Annotated in this window: 21 protein-coding genes; 11 read left to right on the top strand and 10 right to left on the bottom strand. The window is 70.2% G+C overall.

Translation table 11 applies throughout. The features are described from left to right. The first annotated feature begins 68 nt into the window (after positions 1 to 68). The 7 genes from AAG688_RS15675 (at position 69) to rarD (ending at position 9599) form a co-directional block, all read left to right on the top strand. Positions 69 to 1133 (top strand): 3-deoxy-7-phosphoheptulonate synthase, encoded by a 1065-nt coding sequence (locus AAG688_RS15675; protein WP_411833116.1) that lies wholly within the window; start codon positions 69 to 71, stop codon positions 1131 to 1133. Positions 1134 to 1608: 475 nt separating this feature from the next. Next, positions 1609 to 2619: a lipoyl synthase gene (gene lipA, locus AAG688_RS15670; RefSeq protein WP_411833115.1), complete on the top strand. Its 1011-nt coding sequence runs from the start codon at positions 1609 to 1611 to the stop codon at positions 2617 to 2619. Positions 2620 to 2881: 262 nt separating this feature from the next. Next, positions 2882 to 5071, top strand: a complete 2190-nt coding sequence (locus AAG688_RS15665; protein WP_411833114.1) for a carboxy terminal-processing peptidase — start codon at positions 2882 to 2884, stop codon at positions 5069 to 5071. 219 nt (positions 5072 to 5290) lie between these two features. After that, complete coding sequence (locus AAG688_RS15660; RefSeq protein WP_411833113.1) at positions 5291 to 6463, top strand: AAA family ATPase; 1173 nt, start codon at positions 5291 to 5293, stop codon at positions 6461 to 6463. A 66-nt stretch (positions 6464 to 6529) separates the two neighbouring features. Beyond that, on the top strand, positions 6530 to 7372 hold the full coding sequence (locus tag AAG688_RS15655; RefSeq protein ID WP_411833112.1) for a bifunctional transcriptional activator/DNA repair enzyme AdaA: 843 nt from the start codon (positions 6530 to 6532) through the stop codon (positions 7370 to 7372). A gap of 395 nt (positions 7373 to 7767) precedes the next feature. Next, positions 7768 to 8679: a drug/metabolite exporter YedA gene (gene yedA / locus AAG688_RS15650; RefSeq protein WP_411833111.1), complete on the top strand. Its 912-nt coding sequence runs from the start codon at positions 7768 to 7770 to the stop codon at positions 8677 to 8679. A 2-nt stretch (positions 8680 to 8681) separates the two neighbouring features. Continuing rightward, a complete protein-coding gene (rarD, locus tag AAG688_RS15645; RefSeq protein WP_411833110.1) occupies positions 8682 to 9599 on the top strand; it encodes an EamA family transporter RarD in 918 nt (305 codons plus the stop codon). 50 nt (positions 9600 to 9649) lie between these two features. Here the strand turns inward: rarD and AAG688_RS15640 are convergent, their stop codons facing one another. From AAG688_RS15640 to AAG688_RS15625, 4 genes are all read right to left on the bottom strand, one after another. Beyond that, positions 9650 to 10960 (bottom strand): ABC transporter permease, encoded by a 1311-nt coding sequence (locus AAG688_RS15640; RefSeq protein WP_411833109.1) that lies wholly within the window; start codon positions 10958 to 10960, stop codon positions 9650 to 9652. A 13-nt stretch (positions 10961 to 10973) separates the two neighbouring features. Next, positions 10974 to 12134 (bottom strand): ABC transporter permease, encoded by a 1161-nt coding sequence (locus AAG688_RS15635; protein WP_411833108.1) that lies wholly within the window; start codon positions 12132 to 12134, stop codon positions 10974 to 10976. Positions 12135 to 12245: 111 nt separating this feature from the next. Continuing rightward, complete coding sequence (locus tag AAG688_RS15630; RefSeq protein WP_411833107.1) at positions 12246 to 12935, bottom strand: ABC transporter ATP-binding protein; 690 nt, start codon at positions 12933 to 12935, stop codon at positions 12246 to 12248. 530 nt (positions 12936 to 13465) lie between these two features. After that, the gene (locus AAG688_RS15625) at positions 13466 to 14710 is read right to left on the bottom strand and encodes an efflux RND transporter periplasmic adaptor subunit (RefSeq protein WP_411833106.1); all 1245 of its coding nucleotides are present in this window, start codon (positions 14708 to 14710) and stop codon (positions 13466 to 13468) included. A gap of 265 nt (positions 14711 to 14975) precedes the next feature. Between AAG688_RS15625 and AAG688_RS15620 the strand changes: the two genes are divergently transcribed. From AAG688_RS15620 to AAG688_RS15605, 4 genes are all read left to right on the top strand, one after another. Further along, positions 14976 to 15875, top strand: a complete 900-nt coding sequence (locus tag AAG688_RS15620; RefSeq protein WP_411833105.1) for an ATP-binding cassette domain-containing protein — start codon at positions 14976 to 14978, stop codon at positions 15873 to 15875. Further along, on the top strand, positions 15872 to 16642 hold the full coding sequence (locus AAG688_RS15615) for an ABC transporter permease (protein WP_411833104.1): 771 nt from the start codon (positions 15872 to 15874) through the stop codon (positions 16640 to 16642). The genes AAG688_RS15620 and AAG688_RS15615 overlap by 4 nt, the downstream gene beginning before the upstream one ends. A gap of 70 nt (positions 16643 to 16712) precedes the next feature. Next, a complete protein-coding gene (locus AAG688_RS15610) occupies positions 16713 to 17876 on the top strand; it encodes a sensor histidine kinase (protein ID WP_411833103.1) in 1164 nt (387 codons plus the stop codon). A gap of 51 nt (positions 17877 to 17927) precedes the next feature. After that, on the top strand, positions 17928 to 18530 hold the full coding sequence (locus AAG688_RS15605; RefSeq protein ID WP_411833102.1) for a response regulator: 603 nt from the start codon (positions 17928 to 17930) through the stop codon (positions 18528 to 18530). A 40-nt stretch (positions 18531 to 18570) separates the two neighbouring features. Here AAG688_RS15605 and AAG688_RS15600 read toward each other — a convergent pair whose 3' ends face one another. The 6 genes from AAG688_RS15600 to AAG688_RS15575 form a co-directional block, all read right to left on the bottom strand. Then, a complete protein-coding gene (locus AAG688_RS15600) occupies positions 18571 to 19947 on the bottom strand; it encodes a leucyl aminopeptidase family protein (protein WP_411833101.1) in 1377 nt (458 codons plus the stop codon). Positions 19948 to 19996: 49 nt separating this feature from the next. After that, positions 19997 to 20710: an HAD family hydrolase gene (locus AAG688_RS15595; RefSeq protein ID WP_411833100.1), complete on the bottom strand. Its 714-nt coding sequence runs from the start codon at positions 20708 to 20710 to the stop codon at positions 19997 to 19999. Between the two features lie 93 nt (positions 20711 to 20803). Continuing rightward, a complete protein-coding gene (locus tag AAG688_RS15590) occupies positions 20804 to 21910 on the bottom strand; it encodes an AI-2E family transporter (protein WP_411833099.1) in 1107 nt (368 codons plus the stop codon). Between the two features lie 112 nt (positions 21911 to 22022). Next, a complete protein-coding gene (locus AAG688_RS15585; protein ID WP_411833098.1) occupies positions 22023 to 22451 on the bottom strand; it encodes a protein sip-5 in 429 nt (142 codons plus the stop codon). Next, on the bottom strand, positions 22448 to 22894 hold the full coding sequence (locus tag AAG688_RS15580) for a phage holin family protein (RefSeq protein ID WP_411835037.1): 447 nt from the start codon (positions 22892 to 22894) through the stop codon (positions 22448 to 22450). The genes AAG688_RS15585 and AAG688_RS15580 overlap by 4 nt, the downstream gene beginning before the upstream one ends. A gap of 31 nt (positions 22895 to 22925) precedes the next feature. Then, positions 22926 to 23291, bottom strand: a complete 366-nt coding sequence (locus tag AAG688_RS15575; protein WP_411833097.1) for a hypothetical protein — start codon at positions 23289 to 23291, stop codon at positions 22926 to 22928. Between the last annotated feature and the right edge of the window lie 80 nt (positions 23292 to 23371).

The following is a 23371-nucleotide window of genomic DNA, read 5'->3' as shown; positions in this document are numbered from 1 at the left end:
AAGCCGCCAGCCCTGGCGGTTTTTTTTTTGCCGCAGGGAAGCGGAACCGCAAACCGAGGAGCAAAACCGTGGCATCCCATACCGACGATCTGCGCATCCGCGCGCTGCATACGCTGGTCACCCCGGCCGAGGTCATCGCCGAGTTCCCCTGCGACGAGGCCGCCTCGCGCACCGTCGCGCAGTCGCGCGCGGCCCTGCACCGCATCCTGCACGGGCGCGACGACCGCATCGCGGTGGTGATCGGCCCGTGCTCGATCCACGATCCGGACGCGGCGATGGAATACGCGCGGCGCCTGCGCCCGCTGCGCGACGCGCTCGGCGATGCGCTGGAGATCGTGATGCGGGTGTACTTCGAGAAGCCGCGCACCACGGTGGGCTGGAAGGGCCTGATCAACGATCCGGACCTTGACGGCAGCTTCCGCATCGACAAGGGCCTGCGGCTGGCGCGCCGGCTGCTGCGCGACATCAACGCGCTGGGGCTGCCGGCCGGCTGCGAGTACCTGGACATCATCTCGCCGCAGTACCTCAGCGATCTGGTGGCGTGGGGCGCGATCGGCGCGCGCACCACCGAGAGCCAGGTGCACCGCGAGATGGCCTCGGGCCTGTCGTGCCCGGTCGGGTTCAAGAACGGCACCGACGGCAACGTGAAGATCGCGGTGGACGCGGTCGGCGCGGCCGCGCATCCGCACCACTTCCTCGCCGTCACCAAGGAAGGACGCTCGGCCATCGCCGCCACCGCCGGCAATCCGGACGGCCACGTGATCCTGCGCGGCGGCAGCGCGCCCAACTACGACGCCGCCAGCGTGGAGGCCGCCAGCCAGGCGATGGCGCGCGCCGGCCTGCCGCCGCGGCTGATGATCGACGCCAGCCACGCCAACAGCGGCAAGGACCCCGACAACCAGCCGGCGGTGGTGGAGGACGTGGCCGCGCAGCTCGAACTCGGCGAGCGCCGCGTCATCGGCGTGATGATCGAAAGCCACCTGCTCGGCGGCCGCCAGGATCCGCAGCCGGGCCGTCCGCTGGCCTACGGCCAGAGCATCACCGACGGCTGCCTGGGCTGGGAGGCTTCGGTGCGCCTGCTCGACCGCCTGGCGCTCGCGGTGCGGCAACGGCGGCTGTCGCAGGCGGCGTGAGCGATCCGTTCGTGGCAGGGCCGAACTGGCCTGGGTTGGCAAGGCGCGATGTTGCAGGGGAAACTTGGCGCGGCAACGTGGCTAATGCCCTGTTCAGGAAACCACGGCACAAAGGTAATTCGTGTTTCACCCAAGCCGTGCCCGCACTGGTCTGGAATCGGTAAGGTCGTGAAAACATTGTGGTTTGCACACCCCAGCAGGCACGGGGGCGGCCCCGGGCAGGCTGAACCGGCCGGTTCTGTTTTGCGGTGCAGCGTGCAAGCCTCGTAACGAAGCCTTCACGATGGCCCCGCATCCCGACGTGGGGGAGGGAGCAAGCCCGCATTGGCCTTTGGCCATTGCGGGCTTTTTTGTGGCCGGGATTCGGGATTCGGGATGGGGGCATGCGTTTGCGGTGGATGCGTGATGCTGGGTTCCGGGCATCTCCGCAATGATCTGCTGTCCGCCCGGTGAGGGAGGCGTAGAATTCACCCCCATGAGTGAATCCAGTGCACGCCAGATTTCCCTGCAAGTCGTTTCCGCCGCGGCGCCGGCCGCGCCGCTGGAGGAGGGCGCCAAGCAGGTGGCCGGCGACAAGATCGCGCGCTCGCCGGTGCAGTTCGCCGAGGCGCCGGTGCTGCGCAAGCCTTCGTGGATCCGCGTGCGCATTCCCTCCGACGGCTCGGTCGCCAGGCTCAAGGCCAGGCTGCGCGAGAACCGCCTGGTCACCGTCTGCGAGGAAGCCAGCTGCCCGAACATCCACGAATGCTTCGGCCACGGCACCGCCACCTTCATGATCCTTGGCGAGGTCTGCACGCGCCGCTGCTCGTTCTGCGACGTCGCCCACGGCCGGCCCAAGCCGCCGGATCCGTCCGAACCGCTGAGCCTGGCCAACACCGTCGCCGACATGGGCCTGAAGTACGTGGTGGTGACCAGCGTCGATCGCGACGACCTGCGCGACGGCGGCGCCCAGCACTTCGTCGACTGCATCGCCGCCATCCGCACGCATTCGCCGAAGACCCGCATCGAGATCCTGACCCCGGACTTCCGCGGCAAGGGCCGCATGGACCGCGCGCTGGAGATCCTGGCGGCCAACCCGCCGGACGTGTTCAACCACAACATCGAGACGGTGCCGGACCTGTATCCCAACGTGCGTCCCGGCGCCGACTACCAGTGGTCGCTGACCCTGCTGCGCAGGTTCAAGGCGCAGCACCCGCACCTGCCGACCAAGAGCGGCATCATGCTGGGCCTGGGCGAGACGATGGAGCAGGTGCAGGCCACCCTGCGCGACCTGCGCGCGCACGACGTGGACATGGTCACCATCGGCCAGTACCTGCAGCCCAGCCCGCACCACCACCCGGTGATGCGCTACTGGACGCCGGAGGAATTCAAGGCACTGGAGGACTACGGCAACGCGCTGGGCTTCAGCCACGTCGCCTCCGGCCCGTTGGTGCGCTCCTCCTACCACGCCGATCGCCAGGCCCGGGAAGCCGGCGTCGGCGACTGACCGGCGCACGGGCGCCAAACGCTGCCGGCCCTCCTGTACCGGCTCGCAATCCGTCCCGCGCCGGGGCTTCACGCTGCTGTACCCCGCACGACCGCCCGTCCCGGCGGAAACGCCGGCTACGGCCGCCATTCACTATTTCTTTCCGCCGGCCGGCTAGGCTGCGATGGTGTCCCGCGCAGATGACAAGCGCCGCAACTTTCGGCACTGTCTGGCGGTCAGAGGCACCCGCAGCATTCCCCACGCATATCTCCCGAGCCGTCCGATGAAGCTGAAGAAAGTCCCCGTCCTCCTGCTGGCCCTGGCGCTGGCCAGTCCGTTGGCGCTGCTGGCGCGCGGCGATGCCGCCGGTGGCGCGCTGCAGGGCGGGCCGACCGCGGATCAGGCGACCACTTCCAAGCTGGTCTACGGGCTGCTGTCGGACAGCCGCTACGCCTACCGCCCGCGCCCGATGGACCAGTCGCTGTCGCAGGACGTGTTCAAGCGCTACCTGGAGGCGCTCGACGGCGGCAAGCAGTTCTTCACCGCCGAGGACGTGAACCGGTTCTCGGTCCACCAGGAACGGATGGGCGAGGCGATCCGCAACGGCGATCTGGCCCCGGCCTACGACATCTTCGCCGTCTACCGCCAGCGCGTGGATCAGCGCGTGGACTACGCGCGCGCGCTGCTCAAGCAGGATTTCGACTTCACCGGCGACCAGCGCTGGGAGTACGACCGCAAGGACGCGCCGTGGGCGGCCAGCCAGCAGGAGCTGGACCAGCAGTGGAAGAAGTCGGTGATGAACGACTGGCTGCGCCTGAAGCTGGCCGGCAAGAAGCCCGACGACATCCGCAAGACGCTGGACAAGCGCTACGCCAACCTCAAGCGCAGCATCGGCGAGCTGAAGAGCGAGGACGTCTTCCAGACCTTCCTCAACGCCTACACCTCCGCCATCGACCCGCACACCGACTACTTCACCCCGCGCACGGCGGAGAACTTCAACCAGTCGATGTCGCTGTCGCTGGAGGGCATCGGCGCGGTATTGCAGCGGCAGGACGACCTGGTGGCGATCCGCGAGATCGTGCCGGGCGGCCCGGCCGACCTGAGCGGCCGGCTGAAGGTCGGCGATCGCATCGTCGCCGTCGGCCAGGGCAAGTCCGGCGCGATGACCGACGTGATCGGCTGGCGCATCGACGACGTGGTCGCGCAGATCCGCGGCAAGAAGGACACCCAGGTCCGCATCGAGTTCATCCCGGCCGAGGCCGGCATCGACGGGCCGCACCAGCAGGTCACCATCACCCGGCAGAAGGTCAAGCTGGAGGAGCAGGCGGCCAAGGCCGAGACCATCGTGCTGCCGGCCGCCGCCAACGGCGAGGCCGAGCGGCGCATCGGCGTGATCAAGCTGCCGGCGTTCTACCAGGATTTCGAAGGCCGCCGCCGCAATCCCAACGACTTCACCTCGGCCACGCGCGACATCGCGCGGCTGCTGGCGCAGTTTAAGATCGACGGCGTCGACGGCGTGGTGATGGACCTGCGCAACAACGGCGGCGGCTCGCTGGACGAGGCGGTCGAGCTGACCGGCCTGTTCATCGACAAGGGGCCGGTGGTGCAGGTGCGCGAGTCCGGCGGCCGCGTCACCGTCAACAGCGACCGCAAGCCCGGCGTGGCCTGGGACGGTCCGCTGGCGGTGCTGATCAACCGCGGCTCGGCCTCGGCCTCGGAGATCTTCGCCGGCGCGATCCAGGACTACGGCCGCGGCCTGGTCATCGGCGAGACCAGCTTCGGCAAGGGCACGGTGCAGAACCTGTTCGACATGGACCGCTGGCCGGCCAGCGAGGGCCCGCGCTTCGGCCAGGTCAAGATGACCATCGCGCAGTTCTTCCGCGTGGCCGGCGGCAGCACCCAGCACAAGGGCGTGGTGCCGGACATCGCCTTCCCGGTCAGCGTGGACGCCACCGAGTTCGGCGAGAGCACCTACGACAACGCGCTGCCGTGGACCCAGATCGCCTCGGTGCCGCACTTGCAGTACGGCAACTTCGCCCCGCTGCTGCCGCGGCTGGAGGCGCTGCACGCCGCGCGCATCGCCACCGACAAGGAGTTCCAGTGGTGGGCCGAGGACGTGGCGCACTTCCGCGCCGAGGCCGCCAAGAAGTACGTGACCCTCAACGAGGCCGAGCGCCGCGCCGAGCGCGAGCGCCAGGACGCCCAGCGCCGCGAGCGGCAGGAACAGCGCAAGGCGCTGGGACTGGCGCTGGATCCGCTGGCCGACGACTCGCTGGACGACGGCCTGGGCGCCAGCGAGCGCGACATCGTCAAGGACGCCGCACGCGAGAAGCTGGCCGACAAGCGCCCGGATCCGCTGCTGCGCGAGTCGGCGGCCATCCTGGCCGACGCCATCGACGTGCTGGGGCAGGACCGCAAGCTGTCGGCGCAGGTGCTGCCGGCCTCGTCGGCGCCCGGGCGCTGGGCCGACTGACGCCGGCCGGCTTCGACGGCAAAGGCACCCGCGCACGCCCCGCTCCCTGGCGGGGCGTGCGCATTTCCAGTCCCGATTTAGTGAATCGGTTTCCTCGAGGGGTATTCCTGCGGCTCCGGCAAAGCAGGGTGTGGTCCCCGATGGAGGAAAAACTAGGACTTGATTCAAAACATAGCGAAATATGTGTATAAGGCACTATAAGTCGCTATAGGTTCCTGCATGGACGAATACCGCAACCCCTTCAATCCGGGCGCTGGCGTCAGTCCTCCGGAATTGGCCGGCCGTGCCGAAGTCATCCAGCAGGCCGTGATCGCCCTTGAGCGCACCAAGCGTGGGCGGCACTCCAAGTCCTTGATGGTGCTTGGATTGCGTGGGGTTGGGAAGACCGTGTTGTTGAACGAGATCGCCAAGCAGGCGAACAGTCGCGGTTATCTGACGGAGATGATCGAAGCTCGTGATGGCGACGACCTGCGCCAGATGCTGCAGCAGGCCATGCGTCGCATCCTGCTGGCCCTGGACAGGAGCGAGCAGACCGTCGAGGCGGTGAAGAAAGGCCTGAGGGTGTTGCGCAGCTTCCTTGGCAACGTGACTGTCAGCGCCGGCGGCGTGGATATCACGCTGGGAGTCGACCCCGAGGTTGGCCTGGCCGACAGCGGCCAGCTGGAAGCGGATGTCGCGGACTTGATACTGGCCACTGCGCGTGCGGCCCAAGCGGTCCAGAAGCCCGTCGCCCTGCTGATCGACGAGTTGCAATATGTGTCCAAGACCGAGCTGGCGGCATTGATCCGCGCCATGCATGCGGTCAACCAGGCGGGACTGCCTTTCATCCTGTTCGGCGCCGGTCTGCCGCAACTGGCTGGCCAATCGGGCGATGCCAAGAGCTATGCGGAACGGTTGTTCGATTTTCCCCGGCTGGATCGATTGTCGCAGCCTGATGCCTTTGCGGCGTTGCGAGAACCTATCGAAGACGAAGCTGCCGGAATCGATGACGAGGCGCTCCGGGAAATCTTCAGGCATACGCATGGATATCCCTATTTCCTGCAGGAATGGGGATACAACGCCTGGAATGCGTGCCAGTCGAACATTATCACCGTGGCCGATGCGCAAGCGGCGACCGATGTTTCGATTCGCAAGCTGGATGGCTCTTTCTTCAGGGTGAGGTTTGACCGGCTCACGCCGGGTGAACGCGACTACATGCGTGCACTAGCCGCATTGGGTGGGGAGCCACAGCGTTCTTCCGACGTTGCCGCCAAGCTGGGACGCAAGGGCAGCAGCGTGGCTCCGGTACGCGACAGCCTGATCAAGAAGGGAATGCTGTATTCGCCGGAGCACGGCATGATCGCGTTCACCGTACCGTTGTTCGATGAATTCATGCGCCGGGAAATGCCGTAGCCACCAGATGTCCGCGCCGCAAGATCCGGATAGCCGTGCCGGCCCGACCGGCATAGCCTTGGTCGCATGAACGCTCCACGCCCTTCCCCCGATGTACTCGACCAGGCCCGGCGGCTGCTGGACGAGGGCGAGCCGACGCTGGCCGAGCTGGCCGCGCGCACCGGCCTGAGCGCCTCGCACCTGCAGCGCCGCTTCCGCGCCCGCTACGGGCTGAGCCCGGCCGAATACCTGGCCCAGCGCAAGCTCGGCCGGCTCAAGACCGCGCTGCGCGCCGGCAGCGACGTGACCACCGCGCTGTACGAGGCGGGCTACGGCTCGTCGTCGCGGCTGTACGAGCAGAGCTCGGCGCGGCTGGGGATGACGCCGGCCACCTATCGCGCCGGCGGACAGGGCATGGAGGTGCGCTGGGCGATGGTCGATACCGCGCTGGGCAAGGCGCTGGTGGCGGCGACCGGACGCGGCATCTGCGCGATCGAACTGGGCGACGACGCCGGTGTGCTGGAGCAGCGGTTGCGGCAGGAATTCCCGCGCGCGCGGATCGAGCGCGTCGATGCCGGCCGCGACGAGTTCCTCGCTCCGCGCCTGCAGGCGGTGGCCGATCGCCTGGCCGGCCTGCAGGCCGAGGTGCCGCTGGACCTGGTGGGCAGCGGCTTCCAGCAGCGGGTCTGGGAAACGCTGATGAAGATTCCGGCCGGGCAGACGATCAGCTATGCGGAACTGGCGCGCCGGCTGGACGCGCCGCAGGCCGCGCGCGCGGTCGCCGGCGCCTGTGCGCGCAACCGCGTCGCGGTGGTGGTGCCGTGCCACCGCGTGGTGCGCGGCGACGGCTCGCTGGGCGGCTACCGCTGGGGCCTGCCGCGCAAGCGGCAACTGCTGGAGCGCGAGCAGGCGCAGTCCGCGCGGAAGTGAGAGGGTGGTGCAAGCTGCGCCAAAGTTCGCCAGCGGCAGGTCCGGAGCCTGGCATGACGCGCGTCGATCGGATGCTGCACGCCATCCCGGTCTGCGCCGCTCCAGCAGCCGTCAGGCGGGTCAACCCAGTGCCTTTGCCTTCAACAGAAGGTTGAAGTCGCCGGATCCCCGCCTTCGCGGGGATGACGGGAGGGCAGGCAATGCTGGCGGATGCAGGCCGTGCGCGAATCCATCCGGGTCCGGTTGCAACTTCCACGCCTTCCGGGTCAAACGGGAGACTTGAAACAGATGCAAGTCGCCCCTGAAAAGATTTCAATGGACCCCGCCGGCTTCCGCAACATCGCCGCCCGGCGCGCGGCCGTAGAATACGTCCCTGCCTCTTCCCCCCGGTGCGCATGAACTCCTCCGACGCTTCCCCGGCCGCGCCCGTGCGTGCCAGCTGGGCCATTGCCGCCGCGCTGGCGATCGTCTACCTGGTGTGGGGTTCGACCTACCTGGGCATCCGCTTCGCGCTGGAAGGCGGTTTCCCGCCGCTGCTGATGGTGTCCGGCGCGCGCTTCGTCTTCGCCGGCGGCGTGCTGTTCGCGTTCCTGCGCTGGCGCGGGGTGGCCGCGCCGACGCGGGCGCAATGGAAGAACCTGCTGGTGATGGGTGCGTTGCTGCTGCTGCTGGGCAACGGCATGGTGGTGCTGGCCGAGCAGACCGTGTCGTCCGGGCTGGCGGCGGTTGCGGTGGCGTCGATGCCGCTGTGGATGGGCCTGTTCGGCGCGATGCGCGGCCAGCATCCGACCGGCGGCGAATGGCTGGGCATCATCGTCGGCTTCGCCGGCGTGGTCTGGCTCAACGCCGGCAGTTCGCTGACCGCCTCGCCGACCGGACTGGTGCTGCTGCTGATCGCGCCGATCGCTTGGGCCTACGGCTCGATCTGGTCGCGCGGGCGCGATCTGCCGACCCCGTTCATGGCCGCGGCCGGGCAGATGGCGGCGGCCGGCGTCATGCTGATGGCGGCCGGGCTGCTGCACGGCGAGCGCTTCGCCAGCGCCGACTGGACGCTGCATGGCGCGCTGGCGGTGGCCTACCTGGCGGTATTCGGATCGATCATCGCCTTCACCGCCTACGTCTGGCTGCTGCACCACGCGCGCCCGGTGCTGGTGGGCAGCTACGCCTACGTCAACCCGGTGATCGCGGTGGCGCTGGGCGCGTGGCTGGCCGGCGAGCGCTTCACCGCGCACGACTACGGCGCGATGGCGGTGATCCTGGCCGGCGTGGTGGTGATCACGCTGGCGCGCAACCGCCGCGCGGGCTGACGATGGCGATGGATCGCAAGGGTTTCCTGATCGCGGCGCTGTCCTTCGTCGTCTGGGGCCTGGTGCCGCTGTACTGGCACCTGCTGAAGGTGGTGCCGTCGCTGCAGATCATCGCGCACCGCATCGTATGGAGCGCGGTGCTGGTGGTCGGCTGGCTGGTGCTGAAGGACGGCCTGGGCTGGTGGCGCAGGATCCGCGCACTGCCGCGCGCATCGGCGCTGCTGGGCGCCAGCAGCGTGCTGATCGCCTTCAACTGGGGCCTGTACATCTGGGCGGTCAATGCCGGCCACGTGGTCGAGACCAGCCTGGGCTATTTCATCAACCCGCTGATCAACGTGGTGCTGGGCGTGCTGGTGCTGCGCGAGCGGCTCAACCCGGTGCAGTGGACGGCGGTGGCGCTGGCCGCCGCGGGCGTGGCCTGGCTGACCTGGAGCGCCGGCGCGCCGCCGTGGATCGCGCTGGGGCTGGCGTTCTCGTTCGGCCTGTACGGGTTGCTGCGCAAGCTGGTCGCGGTCGAGGCGGTGGCCGGGCTGGGAGTGGAGAGCCTGTACCTGTTCCTGCCCGCGCTGCTGCTGGTCGGCTGGGCCGAGATGGGGCACGGCGGCCACTTCCTCGGCGGCTGGGGCTGGCGGATCGACCTGCTGCTGATCTTCGGCGGCGTGGTCACCGCGGTGCCGCTGATCGGCTTCGCCTACGGCGTGCGGCGCATCCCGCTGTCGGTGGTCGGGCTGCTGCAGTACATCGCGCCGACGCTGCAGTTGCTGATCGGCGTGCTGGTGTTCGACGAGGCGTTCGGCCGCGATCGCGCCATCGGCTTCGCGGTGATCTGGCTGGGCCTGCTGATCTACATGGCCGACGGGCTGCGGCGCATGCGCGCCGCGCAGTTGCGCGCCAACGCGCTGGGCGGCGCCCGCTCCTGAAGGCATGCCCGCCATCCCGGTTTTCGCCGGGATGACGGGCCCGGGCGCCGCTATACCTCGCGCAGCGCCGTGGTGATCGGCAGCCGCGCCGCGCGCAGCGCCGGGAACAGTCCGCCGACCAGGCCGATGCCCAGCGCCCACTTCAGCCCGCTCCACAGCAGCTCGGGCGAGACCTTGAACTGGAACACCACCTGGCTGAAGTTGGAACCCAGCGTGGCCACGCTGTAGCCGTTGAACACCGCCCAGGCGATCAGCCCGCCGAGCACGCCGCCCAGCAGCGCCAGCAGCATCGTCTCCAGCATCACCGCCATCACCACCGGCAGGCCGCGGAAGCCGATCGCGCGCATCGTGGCGATCTCGCGCGCGCGCGTGGCCACCGCCGCGTACATGGTGTTGAGCGCGCCGAACACCGCGCCGATCGCCATGATCGTGCCGATCACCGTGCCGAGGATGCGGATCAGCGTGGCCAGGCCGGTGGACTGCTTGGTGTAGTAGTCGCGCGTGGTCAGCGCGTCCAGCTTCAGGCGCGGATCGTTGTCCAGCGCGGCCTTGAGCTGGTCGAAACCGGCCTTGCCTTCCACCGCGACGGTGACCGACTGGTAGGCGCGGCGATCGTAGGCCGAGGACAGCGTCTCGATGTCGGTCCACAGTTCCGAGTCGTGCGCATCGCCGGAGGCGAACACGCCGACCACCGTCCACTCCTGGTTGCCCAGCCGCAGCGGCTGGCCCACGGCGATGCCGCGGTACTGGCCTTTGGCGCCCTGGCCGACGACGATCTCGCGCACGCCGACGTTGAACTTGCGGCCCTCGATCAGCCTGACCTGCGGGCGGACCTGCCAGGCCGCCTCGCTGACGCCGCGGAACTGCGCGTTGGCGTCCTCGCCGCTGCTGGCGGTCGGCAGGTTGACCACCTGCGACAGTTCGGCCGAGAGCACCGCGCGGCCCTGCGCGTCCTTGCGCACGCCGGGCAGGGTGGCGATCAGCGGCACCTGGTCGCGGGTGATGACCGAGTTGGTCTCGGCCTGCGAGCCGCCGCGCAGGATGATCGCGGTGTCGTCGCTGCCGGTCTGCTTGAGCGTGGCGGAGAAGCCTTCGCCCATCGCCAGCATCGCCACCAGCACGCCGACCACGCCGGCGATGCCGATCACGATCACCGACGAGGCGCCCCAGCGCTGCGGCAGGCTGGCGATGCCCACGCGCGCGGCGGCCAGCGCCAGCCGGCCCTGCCGGGTCAGCGCCAGCCACAGCGCCAGCGCGGCGGCCAGCGCCAGCACCGCGTACCACGGCAGCAGGATCCAGGCCACCAGGCCGACGGCGAGCGCGAGGATCGAGACGAGATTGGAAACCCAGGGATTCTTCATGATCATTCTCCTCTCAGCGCCCGGCCAGGGCATCGACGATCCGCAACCGCATCGCGCGCAGCGCCGGCAGCGCGCCGACCACCACGCCGATGGCCACCATCAGCGCAAGCCCGACCCCCCACGTCTCGGCGGGAATGCCGCCGAGCGCGATCATGCCGCCGCTGGCCGCGCTGATCGCCGGGATCAGCACCGCGGCGATGCCCATGCCGAGCGCGCCGCCGAGCACGATCAGCAGCACCGATTCGATCAGCACCAGCGCCAGCACGGTGCCGTTGGTGAAGCCCAATGTCTTGAGCACCGCCAGCTCGGGGATGCGCTCGCGCACCGCCTGCGACATCGTGTTGCCGGTCAGCAGCAGCAGGGTGAAGAACACCGCCGCCATGATCGCGGTGACGATCAGGCCGATGTCGGCGAACTGCTTGGCGAAGGACTGGTTGAACGCCTGCTCGGTCTGCGCCTTGGTCTCGTGGCTGGAATTGGCCGAGATGGCGTCGATGGCCTGCGCCACCCGCGAGGCCTGGTTGACGCTGTCCAGCTTGACCATGTACCAGCCGACCTGGCCGTTGACGTACTGGTTGGCCTCGTCGAAGTACTGCCAGTGGAACATCAGCTGGTTCTCCTCGCCGCGGCGCTTGCTGTCGGCCAGCTTGAAGGTGCCGACCAGCTTCAGCGGCCAGGCGTTGCTGCCGTCCTTCTGCGGGAAGATGGTCGCCTGCAGCGGGATGGTGTCGCCGATCTTCCAGCCGTGGCGCTTGGCCAGCGACTCGCCGACGATCGCGCCGGTGCGCTCGCTCTTCCACGCCTCCAGTTGCGCCGGGTCGATGACGTACTCGGGGTACATCTCGAAGTAGTCGGGGCTGACCGAGAAGTTGGGGAAGAAGTTCTTCGGATCCTGGTAGATGCCGCCGAACCAGGCCGCGTAGGCGACCTTCTGCACGCCGGGCGTGGACTGGATCTGCGGCAGCAGCCGGTACGGCAGCATCTGCGTGATCGACAGCCGCGAGGCCACCACCAGCCGGTCGGCGCCGGCCACGCTGCCGCCGGAGTTGAACGCCACGCGCACCGAATCGAGCAGGCCGAACAGCAGGAACGCGGCGACCACCGACAGCAGGGTCAGGAAGGTCCGCGTCTTGCTGCGGAACAGCGCCGACCAGATTAGGGAAAAGTATTTCATCGGTATCTCCGGGCGAGAAGCGAGGAGTGAGCGGAGAGGAGTGAGGAGTGAGCGAAAGCGGGAGCAGGAGCAGGAGCAGGAGCTTTTTACTCACTCCTCACTCCTCTTCACTCACTCCTGGCTCGCTGGCGCATCGGCCAGTTCGCCCTTGTCCAGGTGGATGGTGTGGGTGGCGTACTCGGCCGCCTTCGGATCGTGGGTGACCATGATGATGGTCTTGCCGTGCTCCTTGTTGAGCAGTTGCAGCAGGCCCAGCACCTCCTCGGCCGAGTGGCGGTCGAGGTCGCCGGTGGGCTCGTCGCAGATCAGGAAGGTCGGATCGGAGACGATGGCGCGGGCGATCGCCACGCGCTGCTGCTGGCCGCCGGACAGCTCGTTGGGGCGGTGCGACCTGCGTTCGGCCAGGCCGACCAGGCCCAGCGCGATCTCGGCGCGGCGGCGGCGGTCGGCCGCGCCCAGCTTGGTCAGCAGCAGCGGCAGCTCGACGTTCTTCTGCGCGGTCAGGGTCGGCATCAGGTTGTAGAACTGGAACACGAAGCCGACGTGGTGGCTGCGCCAGTGGGCGAGCTGGGCGTCGTTCATCTGGTCGATGCGCTGGCCTTCGATCTCGATCTCGCCGCCGCTGGGGCTGTCGAGGCCGCCGATCAGGTTCAGCAGGGTGGTCTTGCCGGAGCCGGACGGGCCCATCAGCGCGACGAAGTCGCCGTGCGGGATGTCCAGGTCGATGCCGTGCAGCACCTGCACCTTTTCCGGGCCGCGCTGGTAGGTCTTGGTGAGGTTGCGGATGGAGACCAGGGACATCGGGCGTTCCTCTTGGTTGGATGCGGTGGGGCTTGGTTGCGGGTGGGGATGGATGTGGGTGCAGGGGCAACGGCTAAGGGCTAAGGGCAACAGCAACAGCAACGGCAACAACAACAGCAACAGCAGCAACAACAACAACAGCTTTCGCGCTGCGCGCGAGTTCCTTTTGTCTTGGCAAAAGGAACCAAAACCGCCTGCGCCAGACGCGAGCCGATGCGGTGAAGCCGCATCGGTGCCCTGCGCTCCTCGGCAGGCGTGGCACGGCGCCCAAACTCGCTTCGCTCAGACAAGGGCGCCTCTACGGCCACGCCCGCCTGCGGTGCTCGGCTCGCTCTACGGCGCTCCAAAGGCAAAATCACGAGCAACAGCAACAGCAACAGCAACAGCAAAAACAGCAGATCGATTCTTTTCCGGCTTCGTTTCCACGAAGGCGGAAACGCTCTTCAACAGCTCGCGCGGGTCGATCCAGCGACGCGATGGCCGTCGCGACGAATCGCCGGAACGGGAAGTGCATCGTGCCCGGGCGACCGTCAGTTCTCCTGCAGCTTCACCTTGGCGCCATCCTTCAGTTCGGCCGGCGGATCCAGCACCACTGACTCGCCGGCGACCAGGCCCTCGCTGACCTGGGCGTCGCTGCCCTGCATGCGCGCCACCTTCAGCCGGCGCAGCTCGGCGGTGTCCTCCGCGCTCACCACGAACGCCACCTGCGCGCCATCACGTTCGACTACCGCGGCGGCCGGCACGCGCACGCCCTTGGGGCGTTCGGCCGGTTGTTCCGGTTGCGGCGCTTCCAGGAAGCTGACTTTCACGCCCATGTCCGGGACGATGCGCGGATCCTTTTCCTTCAGCGCGATGCGCACCTTGACCGTGGCCTTGCCGCGGTCGGCGGTGGGGATGATGGCGATGACCTCGGCCGGGATCTTCCAGTCCTGGTAGGCGTTGAGGGTGGCCTCGACCGGCATCCTCGGCTGCACGCGGCCGATGAACTGCTCGCCGACCTCCACTTCCACCTCCAGCGAATCCATGTCGACGATGGTGCCGATGCCGGTGCGGGTGAAGCCGCCGCCGGCCGACAGCGGCGAGACGATCTCGCCCGGCTGCGCGGCCTTGGCGATCACCACGCCGGCGAACGGTGCGCGCACGATGGTGTTGTCCACGCCCAGGTCGGCGATGGCGAGCTGATCGCCGGCGACCTCGGCGTTGCGCTGCGCGGTCTGCAACTGCGCGCGCAATGCGTCGCGGGTGGCCACGGCCTGCTCGTACTGCGCGCGCGAGACCAGTTGCTGGCCGACCAGCGTATCCAGCCGGCGCGCGTTGGCCTCGGCTTCCTTCAGCTGCGCCTGCACGCCGGCGACCTGGCTGCGCGCGGCCTGCACCTGCGCGGCGTACAGCGTGCGCTGCGCGTTGGCGTCGATCGGATCCAGCGTGGCCATAACCTGGCCGGCCTCGACCCGCATGCCTTCCTCGATCATGATCTCCTTGACCTTGCCGGTGATCTTGGCCGAGACCGTGGCCATGCGCCGCGCCACCACGTAGCCGCTGGCGTCGAGCACCGAGGCCTGCGCGTTCGCGCCGCCCAGCGCCACCGCCGGCGCGGTGCGCACCTCGACGGCCTTGCCCTGGCCGAAGAAGAACAGCATCCACGCGCCGAGCGCCAGCACGGCCGCGATCACGGGGACCCATACGAACCAGCGCTTGCGCCCCGGCGGCGGCGGCGCGGCCGCGGGCTTGCGCTCGATACGGAGTTCCTTCAACAGGTCGGCGGAAGTGTTCATCGATTCACAGGGACGGGAGACGGGGGCAAGTGTGACCAAAGTCGGGACGACAGTCCAAGTTGCCAGAAGTCACCAGATGCGGGCGTGCCGCCTTCACATGGTGGCCTCGCCGCCGGCCGACGCCGTACATCCGGAAGATGCACAGCCTGCCGCGCGGATGCCGCGCCGGCCAGTGACAACTGTCAGGCGATCCGGCTGACGCCTTCGACTGGGGGACGCGCGGCCGCCGGCGCGACGATGCCGCCATCCACCCGGAGCGCGCGACATGCACATGCAGGAAACCCCCATCCAACTTTGCGGCGTGCACAAGCGGCACGGCGCCATCGAGGCGCTGCGCGGCGTCGATCTGGAAGTCGCGGCCGGGTCGGTGCTGGCGCTGCTCGGCCCCAACGGCGCCGGCAAGAGCACGGCGGTGGCGTTGATGCTGGGCCTGCTGCGCGCCGACGCGGGGCGGGCGCGCCTGCTCGGGCAGTCGCCGCATTCGCTCGACGCGCGCCGGCAGGCCGGGGTGATGCTGCAATCGGCGCAACTGCCGGAGACGTTGAGCGTCGGCGAACTGCTGGCGCAGACGCGCGGCTACTACGCGCAGCCGCTGAGCGTGGCCGACTGCGTGGCGATGGCCGGGCTGGAAGGACTGCTGCCGCGCCGCTACGGCCGGCTGTCCGGCGGGCAGCAGCGGCGCGTGCAGTTCGCGCTGGCCCTCTGCGGGCGGCCGCGCGCGCTGTTCCTCGACGAACCGACCACCGGCCTGGACGTCGAGGCGCGCCGGCAGCTGTGGTCGGCCATCGGCGAGACCGCGCGGGGCGGCTGCGCGGTGCTGCTGACCACGCATTACCTGGAGGAAGCCGAGGCGCTGGCCGACCAGGTCGCGGTGCTGGCGGCCGGGCGCATCGTCGCGCGCGGCAGCGTCGCGCAGATCCGCGAGCGCGTGCTGCAACGGCGCATCCGCATCCGCACGCACCTGCCCGACGCGGCCATCGCCGCCTGGCCGGGCGTGGAGTCCGTGCGGCACGAGGGCGAGAGGGTCGAAATCCACGCCGCCGCGGTCGAGCCGGTGATCGCGCGGCTGCTGGCCGCCGATCCGCAGGCGACCGATCTGGAAGTCCACCGCGCCGGCCTGGCCGACGCCTTCCTCGAAATCACCCGCCAGCAGGAGGCCGCATGAACGCCCTCTCCCCGATACCCGCCGCGACCGCGGCCGCGCCTTCGCTGTGGCGCATCCACCTGGACGAGGCGCGCTACGAGTTCCTGCGCGTGCTGCGCACGCCGGCGTTCGCGCTGCCGGCGCTGTCGTTCCCGCTGCTGTTCTACCTGCTGTTCGGCGTGCTGCTCAGCCGCGGCGAAGGCGCGGCGTCCTACCTGCTGGCGACCTACGGCGTGTTCGGGGTGATGGGGCCGGGCCTGTTCGCCTTCGGCGTCGGCCTGGCGGTCGATCGCGAGCGCGGCCTGCTCACGCTCAAGCGCGCGCTGCCGGTGCCGCCGGGCGCGATGCTGGTCGCGCGCGTGCTGACCGCGATGGTGTTCGCGCTGATCATCGCGGCGATGCTGCTGGTCGCCGGCACCACGCTGGGCGGGGTGGCGCTGACGCCCGCGCAGGCAGAGCTGCTGCTGGCGATCGACGTGCTCGGCTCGATCCCGTTCTGCGCGCTGGGGCTGTGGATCGGCACCCTGGTCGGCGGTTCGGCCGCGCCGGGCGTGGTCAACCTGATCTACCTGCCGATGGCGCTGCTGTCGGGGTTGTGGCTGCCGCTGTCGATGCTGCCGGCGGTGTTCTCGAAGCTGGCGCCGCTGTGGCCGTCCTGGCACCTGGCGCAACTGGCGCTGGCGGTGCAGGGGCAGGCCGATGGCGGCGGCTGGGCGCTGCACGTCGGCGCGCTGCTGCTGGCCACGGCGGTGTTCGCGCTGCTGGCGCGGCGCCGGCTGGCGGGTTGAGGTTGGCAGCGCCATCCGGCCGCTCCGGCGGCCGTTCCCGGAACTCCACGCCATGCGCGAGAATCCCGCCATGAACGCCCTGATGCAGATGCTGCTGCGCGGCCGCCGCCGCCTGCGATTGCCCGACGAACGTGGCTGGACGCCGGTGCTGCTGCTGGGCTACCTGGTGTTCCTGTTCGTGCCCTTCGTGTTCTCGCCGGCAACCGTCGGCACCGGCGCGGGCCTGGGCATGCCGCGCGTGGCGCTGTGGCCGACCCTGCTGTCGGTCGCGCTGTTCCTGCCGTTGTACCTGCGCGCATGGCAGGTGGGCGGGGTGGTGCCGATGCTGGGCATCGCCGCGCTCGGCTTCCTGCTGTTGCCGGCCAATCCCTTCGCCAACACCTATCTCATCTACGCCTGCGGTTTCGCCGCCTTCGTACCCGGCACGCTGTGGCGGCGGCTGGGCTGGATGCTGCTGCTGTGCGCGGCGTTCGCCGCGGAGATCGCCTGGCTGCGCTACCCGCCGTTCGTCACCGCGATCTCGCTGATCATCTCGGTGGCGGTGTTCAGCGGCAACCACTACCAGCGCGAGAGCGAGCGCCGCCGCGCCGAACTGCGGCTGAGCCACGACGAAGTGCGCCGGCTCGCCGCGCTGGCCGAGCGCGAGCGCATCGGCCGCGACCTGCACGATCTGCTCGGGCATACGCTGTCGCTGGTGGCGCTGAAATCCGATCTGGCCGGTCGCCTGATCGATCGCGATCCCGCCGCCGCGCGCCGCGAACTGGACGAACTCGGCGGCGTCGCCCGGCAGGCGCTGGCGCAGGTGCGCGGCGCGGTCGCCGGCATCCGCGCCGCTGCGCTGGCGGCAGAGCTGGCCGCGGCGCGGCTGCTGCTGGAAAGCGACGGCGTGGCGTTCCGTTACGAACTGGACGCGAGCTTCTCGCCCGACGCGCTGCCGCCGGGCGTGGAGACCGCGCTGGCGATGACCGTGCGCGAGGCGGTGACCAACATCCAGCGCCATGCGCGTGCGAGCAGCGCCGAGGTATCGGTCGCGCAGGAAAGCGGCGAGGCGGTGCTGCGCATCCGCGACGACGGCCGCGGCGGCGCGATCGTGCCGGGCAACGGCCTGTCCGGCATGCGCGAGCGCCTGTCCGCATTGCGCGGGCGCCTGCGCATCGACGCCGCCTCCGGCCACGGCACGCTGCTGGAGGCGCGCATCCCGCTGGCCGCCAACGACGACGCGCCGGCGGCGTAGCCGCGCCTTCTGCTACCGTCGCCGCATGCGCACCGTGAACGCCGCCGCCCGATGATCCGCGTCCTGCTCGCCGAGGATCAGGCGATGCTGCGCGGCGCGCTGGCCACGCTGCTGTCGCTGGAGGCCGACATCGAGGTGGTCGCGGCGGTCGGCGACGGTGAATCGGCCTGGCGCGAACTGCAACGCCACGCGCCGGACCTGCTGGTCACCGACATCGAGATGCCGGGCCTGACCGGGCTGGAGCTGGCCCAGCGCGTGCAGCGCCACGAACTGGCCACGCGCGTGGTCATCGTCACCACCTTCGCGCGCCCGGGCTACCTGCGCCGCGCGCTCGACGCCGGCGTGGCCGGCTACCTGCTGAAGGACGCGCCGGCCGAGCAGCTCGCGCAGGCGCTGCGCAAGGTGCGCGATGGCGGCCGCGTGATCGATCCGCAACTGGCGCTGGAAGCGTGGTCGGAAACCGATCCGCTCAATGACCGCGAGCGGCAGGTGCTGCGGCTGGCCGGCGAAGGCCGTTCGGCCGGCGAGATCGCCGCCCAGCTCAACCTGTCGGCCGGCACCGTGCGCAACTATCTCTCCGAGGCCATCGGCAAGCTCGGCGTGGCCAACCGCATCGAGGCCTACCGGCTGGCGCGGCAGCGCGGGCTGCTGTGACGCCGCTTGCTGGGCCGCAGGTGCCGGTGACGATGCACCGTCAGCCGTAGCGCGCCTTCAGCATCGCGAACGCGCTGCGCAGCGCCATCGCCTCGCCGCCGGCCGGACGGCCCGGGCGGTCGTTGTCGTTCCAGGCGTAGACGTCCAGGTGCGCCCACTTGAGGTCGGCGGGGACGAAGCGCTCCAGGTACAGCGCGGCGGTGACCGCGCCGGCCATGCGCGAGCCGGCGTTGGCGAGATCGGCGACGTGGCTGGTCAGGTAGCGCAGGTAGGGCCGCCACAGCGGCATGCGCCAGACCGGGTCGCGGCTGCGCAGGCCGGCCTCGATCCAGTCCTGGGCCAGCGCGTCGTCGTTGCTGAACAACGCCGGCAGGTCCGGGCCCAGGGCGATGCGCGCCGCGCCGGTCAGGGTGGCGAAGTCGAGCAGCACGTCCGGCTTCTGCTCGCCGGCCCAGGCCAGCGCGTCGCACAGGATGATGCGGCCCTCGGCGTCGGTGTTGTCGATCTCGACACTGACCCCGCTGCGGGTGGCGATGACCTCGCCCGGGCGGAAGGCGTTGGGGCCGATGGCGTTCTCGACCGCCGGCACCATCAGGGTCAGCCGCACCGGCAACCGCTGCGCCATGATCAGCTCGGCCAGCGCGATCGCGTGCGCCGCGCCGCCCATGTCCTTCTTCATGTTGCGCATGCCGTCGGCGGCCTTGATGTCCAGCCCGCCGGTGTCGAAGCACACGCCCTTGCCGACCAGCGCCACGTGCGGGTGCGCCGCATCGCCCCAGCGCAGCGCGATCATCCGCGGCGCGCGGTGCGAGGCGCGGCCGACCGCGTGCACGGCGGGGAAGTTGCGCGCCAGCAGCTCGTCGCCGGCGATCACCTCGACGTCGGCGGCGTGCGCCTGCGCGATGCCGCGCGCGATGGCCTCCAGTTCGTCCGGTCCCATGTGCTCGGTCGGCGTGTTGACCAGGTCGCGCACGCGCACGCTGGCGGCCAGCAGCGCCTGCGTTTGCGCATCGGGTCGTTCCAGCACCAGCCGCGCCGGCGCGCGCAGCGGCTTCTTGTAGCGGTCGAAGCGGTAGCCGCCCAGGCCCCAGCCCAGTTCCAGCGCGGCCTGCGCAGCCGGTTCCAGCGGCGCGGCGGGCCGCCAGTCGGCCAGCGGCAGCGCCAGCGGCGCATGGCCGTAGGCACAGGGGTCCAGCGGATCGCCGAGGCCGACGATGGCGCCGGCCAGCCCCTGCTCGCCGGGCAGCGGCAGCACGCTGCCGGCAGCGGCGGTGTACTGCTGCGCGTCCAGCCAGGCGTTGACGGCGGCCGATTGCGCCTGCCGCCAGGCCGGCAGTTGCGCGCGTTCGAGCAGGTGCAGCGGAAGGGCGGAGGAAGGATCGAGGGTGAAGCAGGCGGGCAGGGCGGTATCGGTCATCCCCGCATTGTGGATCAAGCGCGCCCGCCGTGCCTGCCGGGCGCGGCCTTCACGCCTGCCCGGTATGGGCGTCCAGCCAGTCGGCCAGCCCGGCCAGGGTGTCGAACTCCAGATCAGGGCGCAGCGTGTCGTGTGACCACGCCAGTCCTTCGCGGTTGATCCAGCAACCGCGCAGGCCGGCCTGCATGCAGCCGATCACGTCCATGTCGACGTGATCGCCGACGTGCAGCACTTCGCCGCGCGCCACGCCCAGACGCTCGCAGGCGGCGTGGAAGATGCTCGCCTGCGGCTTGGCCGCGCCGTGCTCGCGCGCGCCGAGCTGGAAGGCGAAGTGATGGTCCAGGCCGATGCGCCGCAGGTCGGCGTTGCCGTTGCTGAGCGCGGCCACCGGCACGCGCGCGGCGATGCGCGCCAGCGCGTCGAGCGCGTCGGGGTAGAACTCGACCTGGTTGCGCGCGGCGTAGAAGGCCTCGTAGGCCGGCTCCAGCAGGTCCAGGCCGGCGCCGCTGTTCTCCAGCGCCTCGCGCAGGGTCAGCCGGCGCAGCGCGCTCAGGTCGTGGTGCAGGTGCGGGTTCTCGGCGAACGCGCGCGTGCGCAGTTCGCGCATCGCCTCGACCGGGTACATCGTCGCGGTGGCCGGGCTGTGCACGCGCATCCAGTCGTGCAGCACCTGGTCGATGCGCGCGCCGATCGGCGCGAACGGCCACAGCGTGTCGTCGAGATCGAGGGTGATGGCGCGGATGGCGAAGCTCACGCCGGGCATTCTAGCGGTCCTGTCCCGTTGTGGGAGCGACGTCAGCCGCGACGGGCTTTGCCGGCCAGGCGTCGCGACTGACGTCGCTCCCACAGGGGGGGATCACTCCAGCAGCCGCGCCCAGCCCTCCATGCCTTCCACCCGCGCCAGCACCAGCTTGACGCAGACCAGCAGCGGCACCGCCAGCAGCAGGCCGACGATGCCCCACAGCCAGCCGAACAGCATCAGCGCCAGGATCAGCACCAGCGGCGACAGCGCCATCCGCCGGCCGAGCACGATCGGGGTGACGATCTGGCCCTCGATCGTGTGCAGCAGCAGGTACACGCCGGCCGGCAGCAGCGAGCGCCAGGGATCGTCGAAGGTGATGAAGCCCACCAGCACCATCACGATCAGGCCGATCAGCGGGCCGACGTAGGGCGCGAAGTTCAGCAGCGCCACCACCGTGCCCCACAGCAACGCCTCGCCGAGCGGGATCGCCATCGCATGCAGCGCGCCGGCGAAGATCAGGCCCACCGTGGTGTTGATCAGGGTGATGGTCAGCACGTAGCGCGAGACCTCGCGCTCGATCGAATGCAGGATCTCGACGGTGAACTTCTTCTGCTGCCGCCGCGGCAGCAGCGCGATCGCGTTGCGCTGCAGGTTCTCGCCGTAGACCATGAAGAAGAAGGTCAGCAGCACCACCGCCAGCACCGAGGCGAGCAGGCGCGGGGTGGCCAGCAGCGCGCGGTAGGGATCGTCCTGCGCGGTATGCACGATCTGCGGCCGCTTGCCGCCGTTGCCGCCGGCGGCGCGGGCGAAGTTCTCGGCGGCGCGGTTGGCTTCCTGCACTGGGCGGGTCAGCTCGCGCAGCCTGGGCGCCAGCTTGCGCAGCTCGCGCGGGGCTTCCTGCGTCCACGCCATCGCCGGCACCAGCAGTTGCTGGCCCAGCAGCGCCGCGCCGCTCATGCCGCCCAGCAGCACCAGCAGCGCGGCCAGGAAGCGCGGCAGGTACAGCCGCCGCAGCAGCCGGATGATCGGGTTGCCGACCAGCGCGAAGAACGCCGCCAGCAGCACCGGCAGCAGCACGTCCTGCGCGGCCCACAGCGTGTAGCCGATCGCCAGGGTGGCCAGCACGATCAGCGCCACCGATGCGCGCGGCCGCGGGGCGGGTGGCTCGGCGGGCGGGAGGTCGGAGGCGGGCAGGGAATCCGGCGTCGGCGTAAGGCTCACGGCGTTCCCCGCGATGGGTGCGTTGGTGGAAGGGAAGCCGATTATCCGGTCGCGGCGTCATGGCCGCATGAGCGTCCGGCGCGGGGCCAGGCGCTGCGCCGCCGAAGCTCGATCAGCGTTCGGACAGTTCCGTCGCCGCTTCGGCCGGCCGTGGCGCGGCCGCCTCGACATCCGCATCCGCGGCCGCAACGGCATGCGCCTGCGCAGCCGCATCCATGGGGGCGGCATCGGTGGCCGCTTCCTCGGCCGATTCGGCCGCCGTCTCGGCCTGCCGGGCGGCGAAGTTGGCCTGCAGGCTGGCGACCAGCCCGGAGATCGAGGTGATCGTCTGCAGCCAGCGGGTGCCGTTCATCGCCTTCATCGGTTCGGCGCGGCCGGCCAGGAAACCGCTGACCAGCCCGGCCACGACGATGCGCGTCGGCGTCCAACCCTGCTTCCAGGCATGGACAAGGCCGTTCCACTGGCACTGCACCCGGTCCAGGCGGCCCTCGACCAGCGTCTCGGCCCGCTCGACGCGGCGCTGCAACTGTTCGAAGTTCATCGCGGCGCCTCCGGTCCGGCGTCGTCTTCCGCGGCGTCCTGGCCCGGTTCGTCGAACCAGCCCAGCCGGGTCAGTTGCCGGCGGGTGGCGTGTAGGCCGGCGTGGTCGAAGTAGTACATCACCCGCCAGATCGCCAGCGCGGTCACCGCCACGCTGACGAAGGCCACCAGCGACAGCGATTGCAGCCACGACCAGCCCAGCCGTTGCAGGAAGGCGATCAGCGCGCCGGTCAGCAGCAGCCAGGACGAGGCGCCGAACACCACCGCCACGCCCGTCCACGCCAGCCCGCGGCCGAGCGCGCTGCGCGCCAGCGCCAGGTCCGCCGACACCAGCCGGCGCAGCGCGCGGCCGGTGTCCCTGGAGGCGGAGAAGGCCTCGCGCCCGGCGTCTGCGACCTGGCGCAGGCTGTCGGCCAGGTCCGGGGCCGGACCCGGATCCGGCATCTCGCGTTCGGAATCGCTCACGCGCAGCGGCTTACTTGTCGCCGCTGCGCGCCAGCTTGGCGATGATCCAGCCGGCCGCGAAGGCCACGCCGAACGAGGCCAGCGGACGCTCGCGGATCAGCTCGGCGGCGCTGTCGATCAGGTCGCGGCCCTTGTCCATCAGCGCGTCCATCTGCTCCTTGGCGGCGGCGCCGCCGACCTCGGCCGCGGCCAGGCCCGACAGCGCGCTGTCGGCCAGTTCGGACTTGACGTTGGCCTTGCCGAGCTTGAGTTCGTCGCCAGCGGCGCTGGCCGCGCCCTTGATCGCCTCGCCAGCGGCGCTGGCGGCGGACTTCAGGTGCGATCCGGCCTCGCCGAGGTTGCTCTTCATCGAGTCGGTGGCGGTGGGGCTGTTCATCGGTCATCTCCTGCGAGGATGGGGGGACGCGGCCAATCTACCGCAGTAGGGGATGAATGCGCCGTCATGGCGGCGGCGCC

Origin of the sequence: Pseudoxanthomonas mexicana, from assembly GCF_046736355.1 — a bacterium.
GTDB classification, from domain to species: domain Bacteria; phylum Pseudomonadota; class Gammaproteobacteria; order Xanthomonadales; family Xanthomonadaceae; genus Pseudoxanthomonas_A; species Pseudoxanthomonas_A mexicana_B.
This window is presented reverse-complemented; position numbering and strand designations above follow the sequence as displayed.

What these genes read in the sequence shown, in the direction of transcription:
- lipA (WP_411833115.1), top strand. Translation starts at nt 1,609, where the DNA reads ATGAGTGAATCCAGTGCACGCCAGATTTCCCTGCAAGTCGTTTCCGCC.
- AAG688_RS15665 (WP_411833114.1), top strand. Translation starts at nt 2,882, where the DNA reads ATGAAGCTGAAGAAAGTCCCCGTCCTCCTGCTGGCCCTGGCGCTGGCC.
- AAG688_RS15660 (WP_411833113.1), top strand. Translation starts at nt 5,291, where the DNA reads ATGGACGAATACCGCAACCCCTTCAATCCGGGCGCTGGCGTCAGTCCT.
- AAG688_RS15655 (WP_411833112.1), top strand. Translation starts at nt 6,530, where the DNA reads ATGAACGCTCCACGCCCTTCCCCCGATGTACTCGACCAGGCCCGGCGG.
- yedA (WP_411833111.1), top strand. Translation starts at nt 7,768, where the DNA reads ATGAACTCCTCCGACGCTTCCCCGGCCGCGCCCGTGCGTGCCAGCTGG.
- rarD (WP_411833110.1), top strand. Translation starts at nt 8,682, where the DNA reads ATGGCGATGGATCGCAAGGGTTTCCTGATCGCGGCGCTGTCCTTCGTC.
- AAG688_RS15640 (WP_411833109.1), bottom strand. Translation starts at nt 10,960, where the DNA reads ATGAAGAATCCCTGGGTTTCCAATCTCGTCTCGATCCTCGCGCTCGCC.
- AAG688_RS15635 (WP_411833108.1), bottom strand. Translation starts at nt 12,134, where the DNA reads ATGAAATACTTTTCCCTAATCTGGTCGGCGCTGTTCCGCAGCAAGACG.
- AAG688_RS15630 (WP_411833107.1), bottom strand. Translation starts at nt 12,935, where the DNA reads ATGTCCCTGGTCTCCATCCGCAACCTCACCAAGACCTACCAGCGCGGC.
- AAG688_RS15625 (WP_411833106.1), bottom strand. Translation starts at nt 14,710, where the DNA reads ATGAACACTTCCGCCGACCTGTTGAAGGAACTCCGTATCGAGCGCAAG.
- AAG688_RS15620 (WP_411833105.1), top strand. Translation starts at nt 14,976, where the DNA reads ATGCACATGCAGGAAACCCCCATCCAACTTTGCGGCGTGCACAAGCGG.
- AAG688_RS15615 (WP_411833104.1), top strand. Translation starts at nt 15,872, where the DNA reads ATGAACGCCCTCTCCCCGATACCCGCCGCGACCGCGGCCGCGCCTTCG.
- AAG688_RS15610 (WP_411833103.1), top strand. Translation starts at nt 16,713, where the DNA reads ATGAACGCCCTGATGCAGATGCTGCTGCGCGGCCGCCGCCGCCTGCGA.
- AAG688_RS15605 (WP_411833102.1), top strand. Translation starts at nt 17,928, where the DNA reads ATGATCCGCGTCCTGCTCGCCGAGGATCAGGCGATGCTGCGCGGCGCG.
- AAG688_RS15600 (WP_411833101.1), bottom strand. Translation starts at nt 19,947, where the DNA reads ATGACCGATACCGCCCTGCCCGCCTGCTTCACCCTCGATCCTTCCTCC.
- AAG688_RS15595 (WP_411833100.1), bottom strand. Translation starts at nt 20,710, where the DNA reads ATGCCCGGCGTGAGCTTCGCCATCCGCGCCATCACCCTCGATCTCGAC.
- AAG688_RS15585 (WP_411833098.1), bottom strand. Translation starts at nt 22,451, where the DNA reads ATGAACTTCGAACAGTTGCAGCGCCGCGTCGAGCGGGCCGAGACGCTG.
- AAG688_RS15580 (WP_411835037.1), bottom strand. Translation starts at nt 22,894, where the DNA reads ATGCCGGATCCGGGTCCGGCCCCGGACCTGGCCGACAGCCTGCGCCAG.
- AAG688_RS15575 (WP_411833097.1), bottom strand. Translation starts at nt 23,291, where the DNA reads ATGAACAGCCCCACCGCCACCGACTCGATGAAGAGCAACCTCGGCGAG.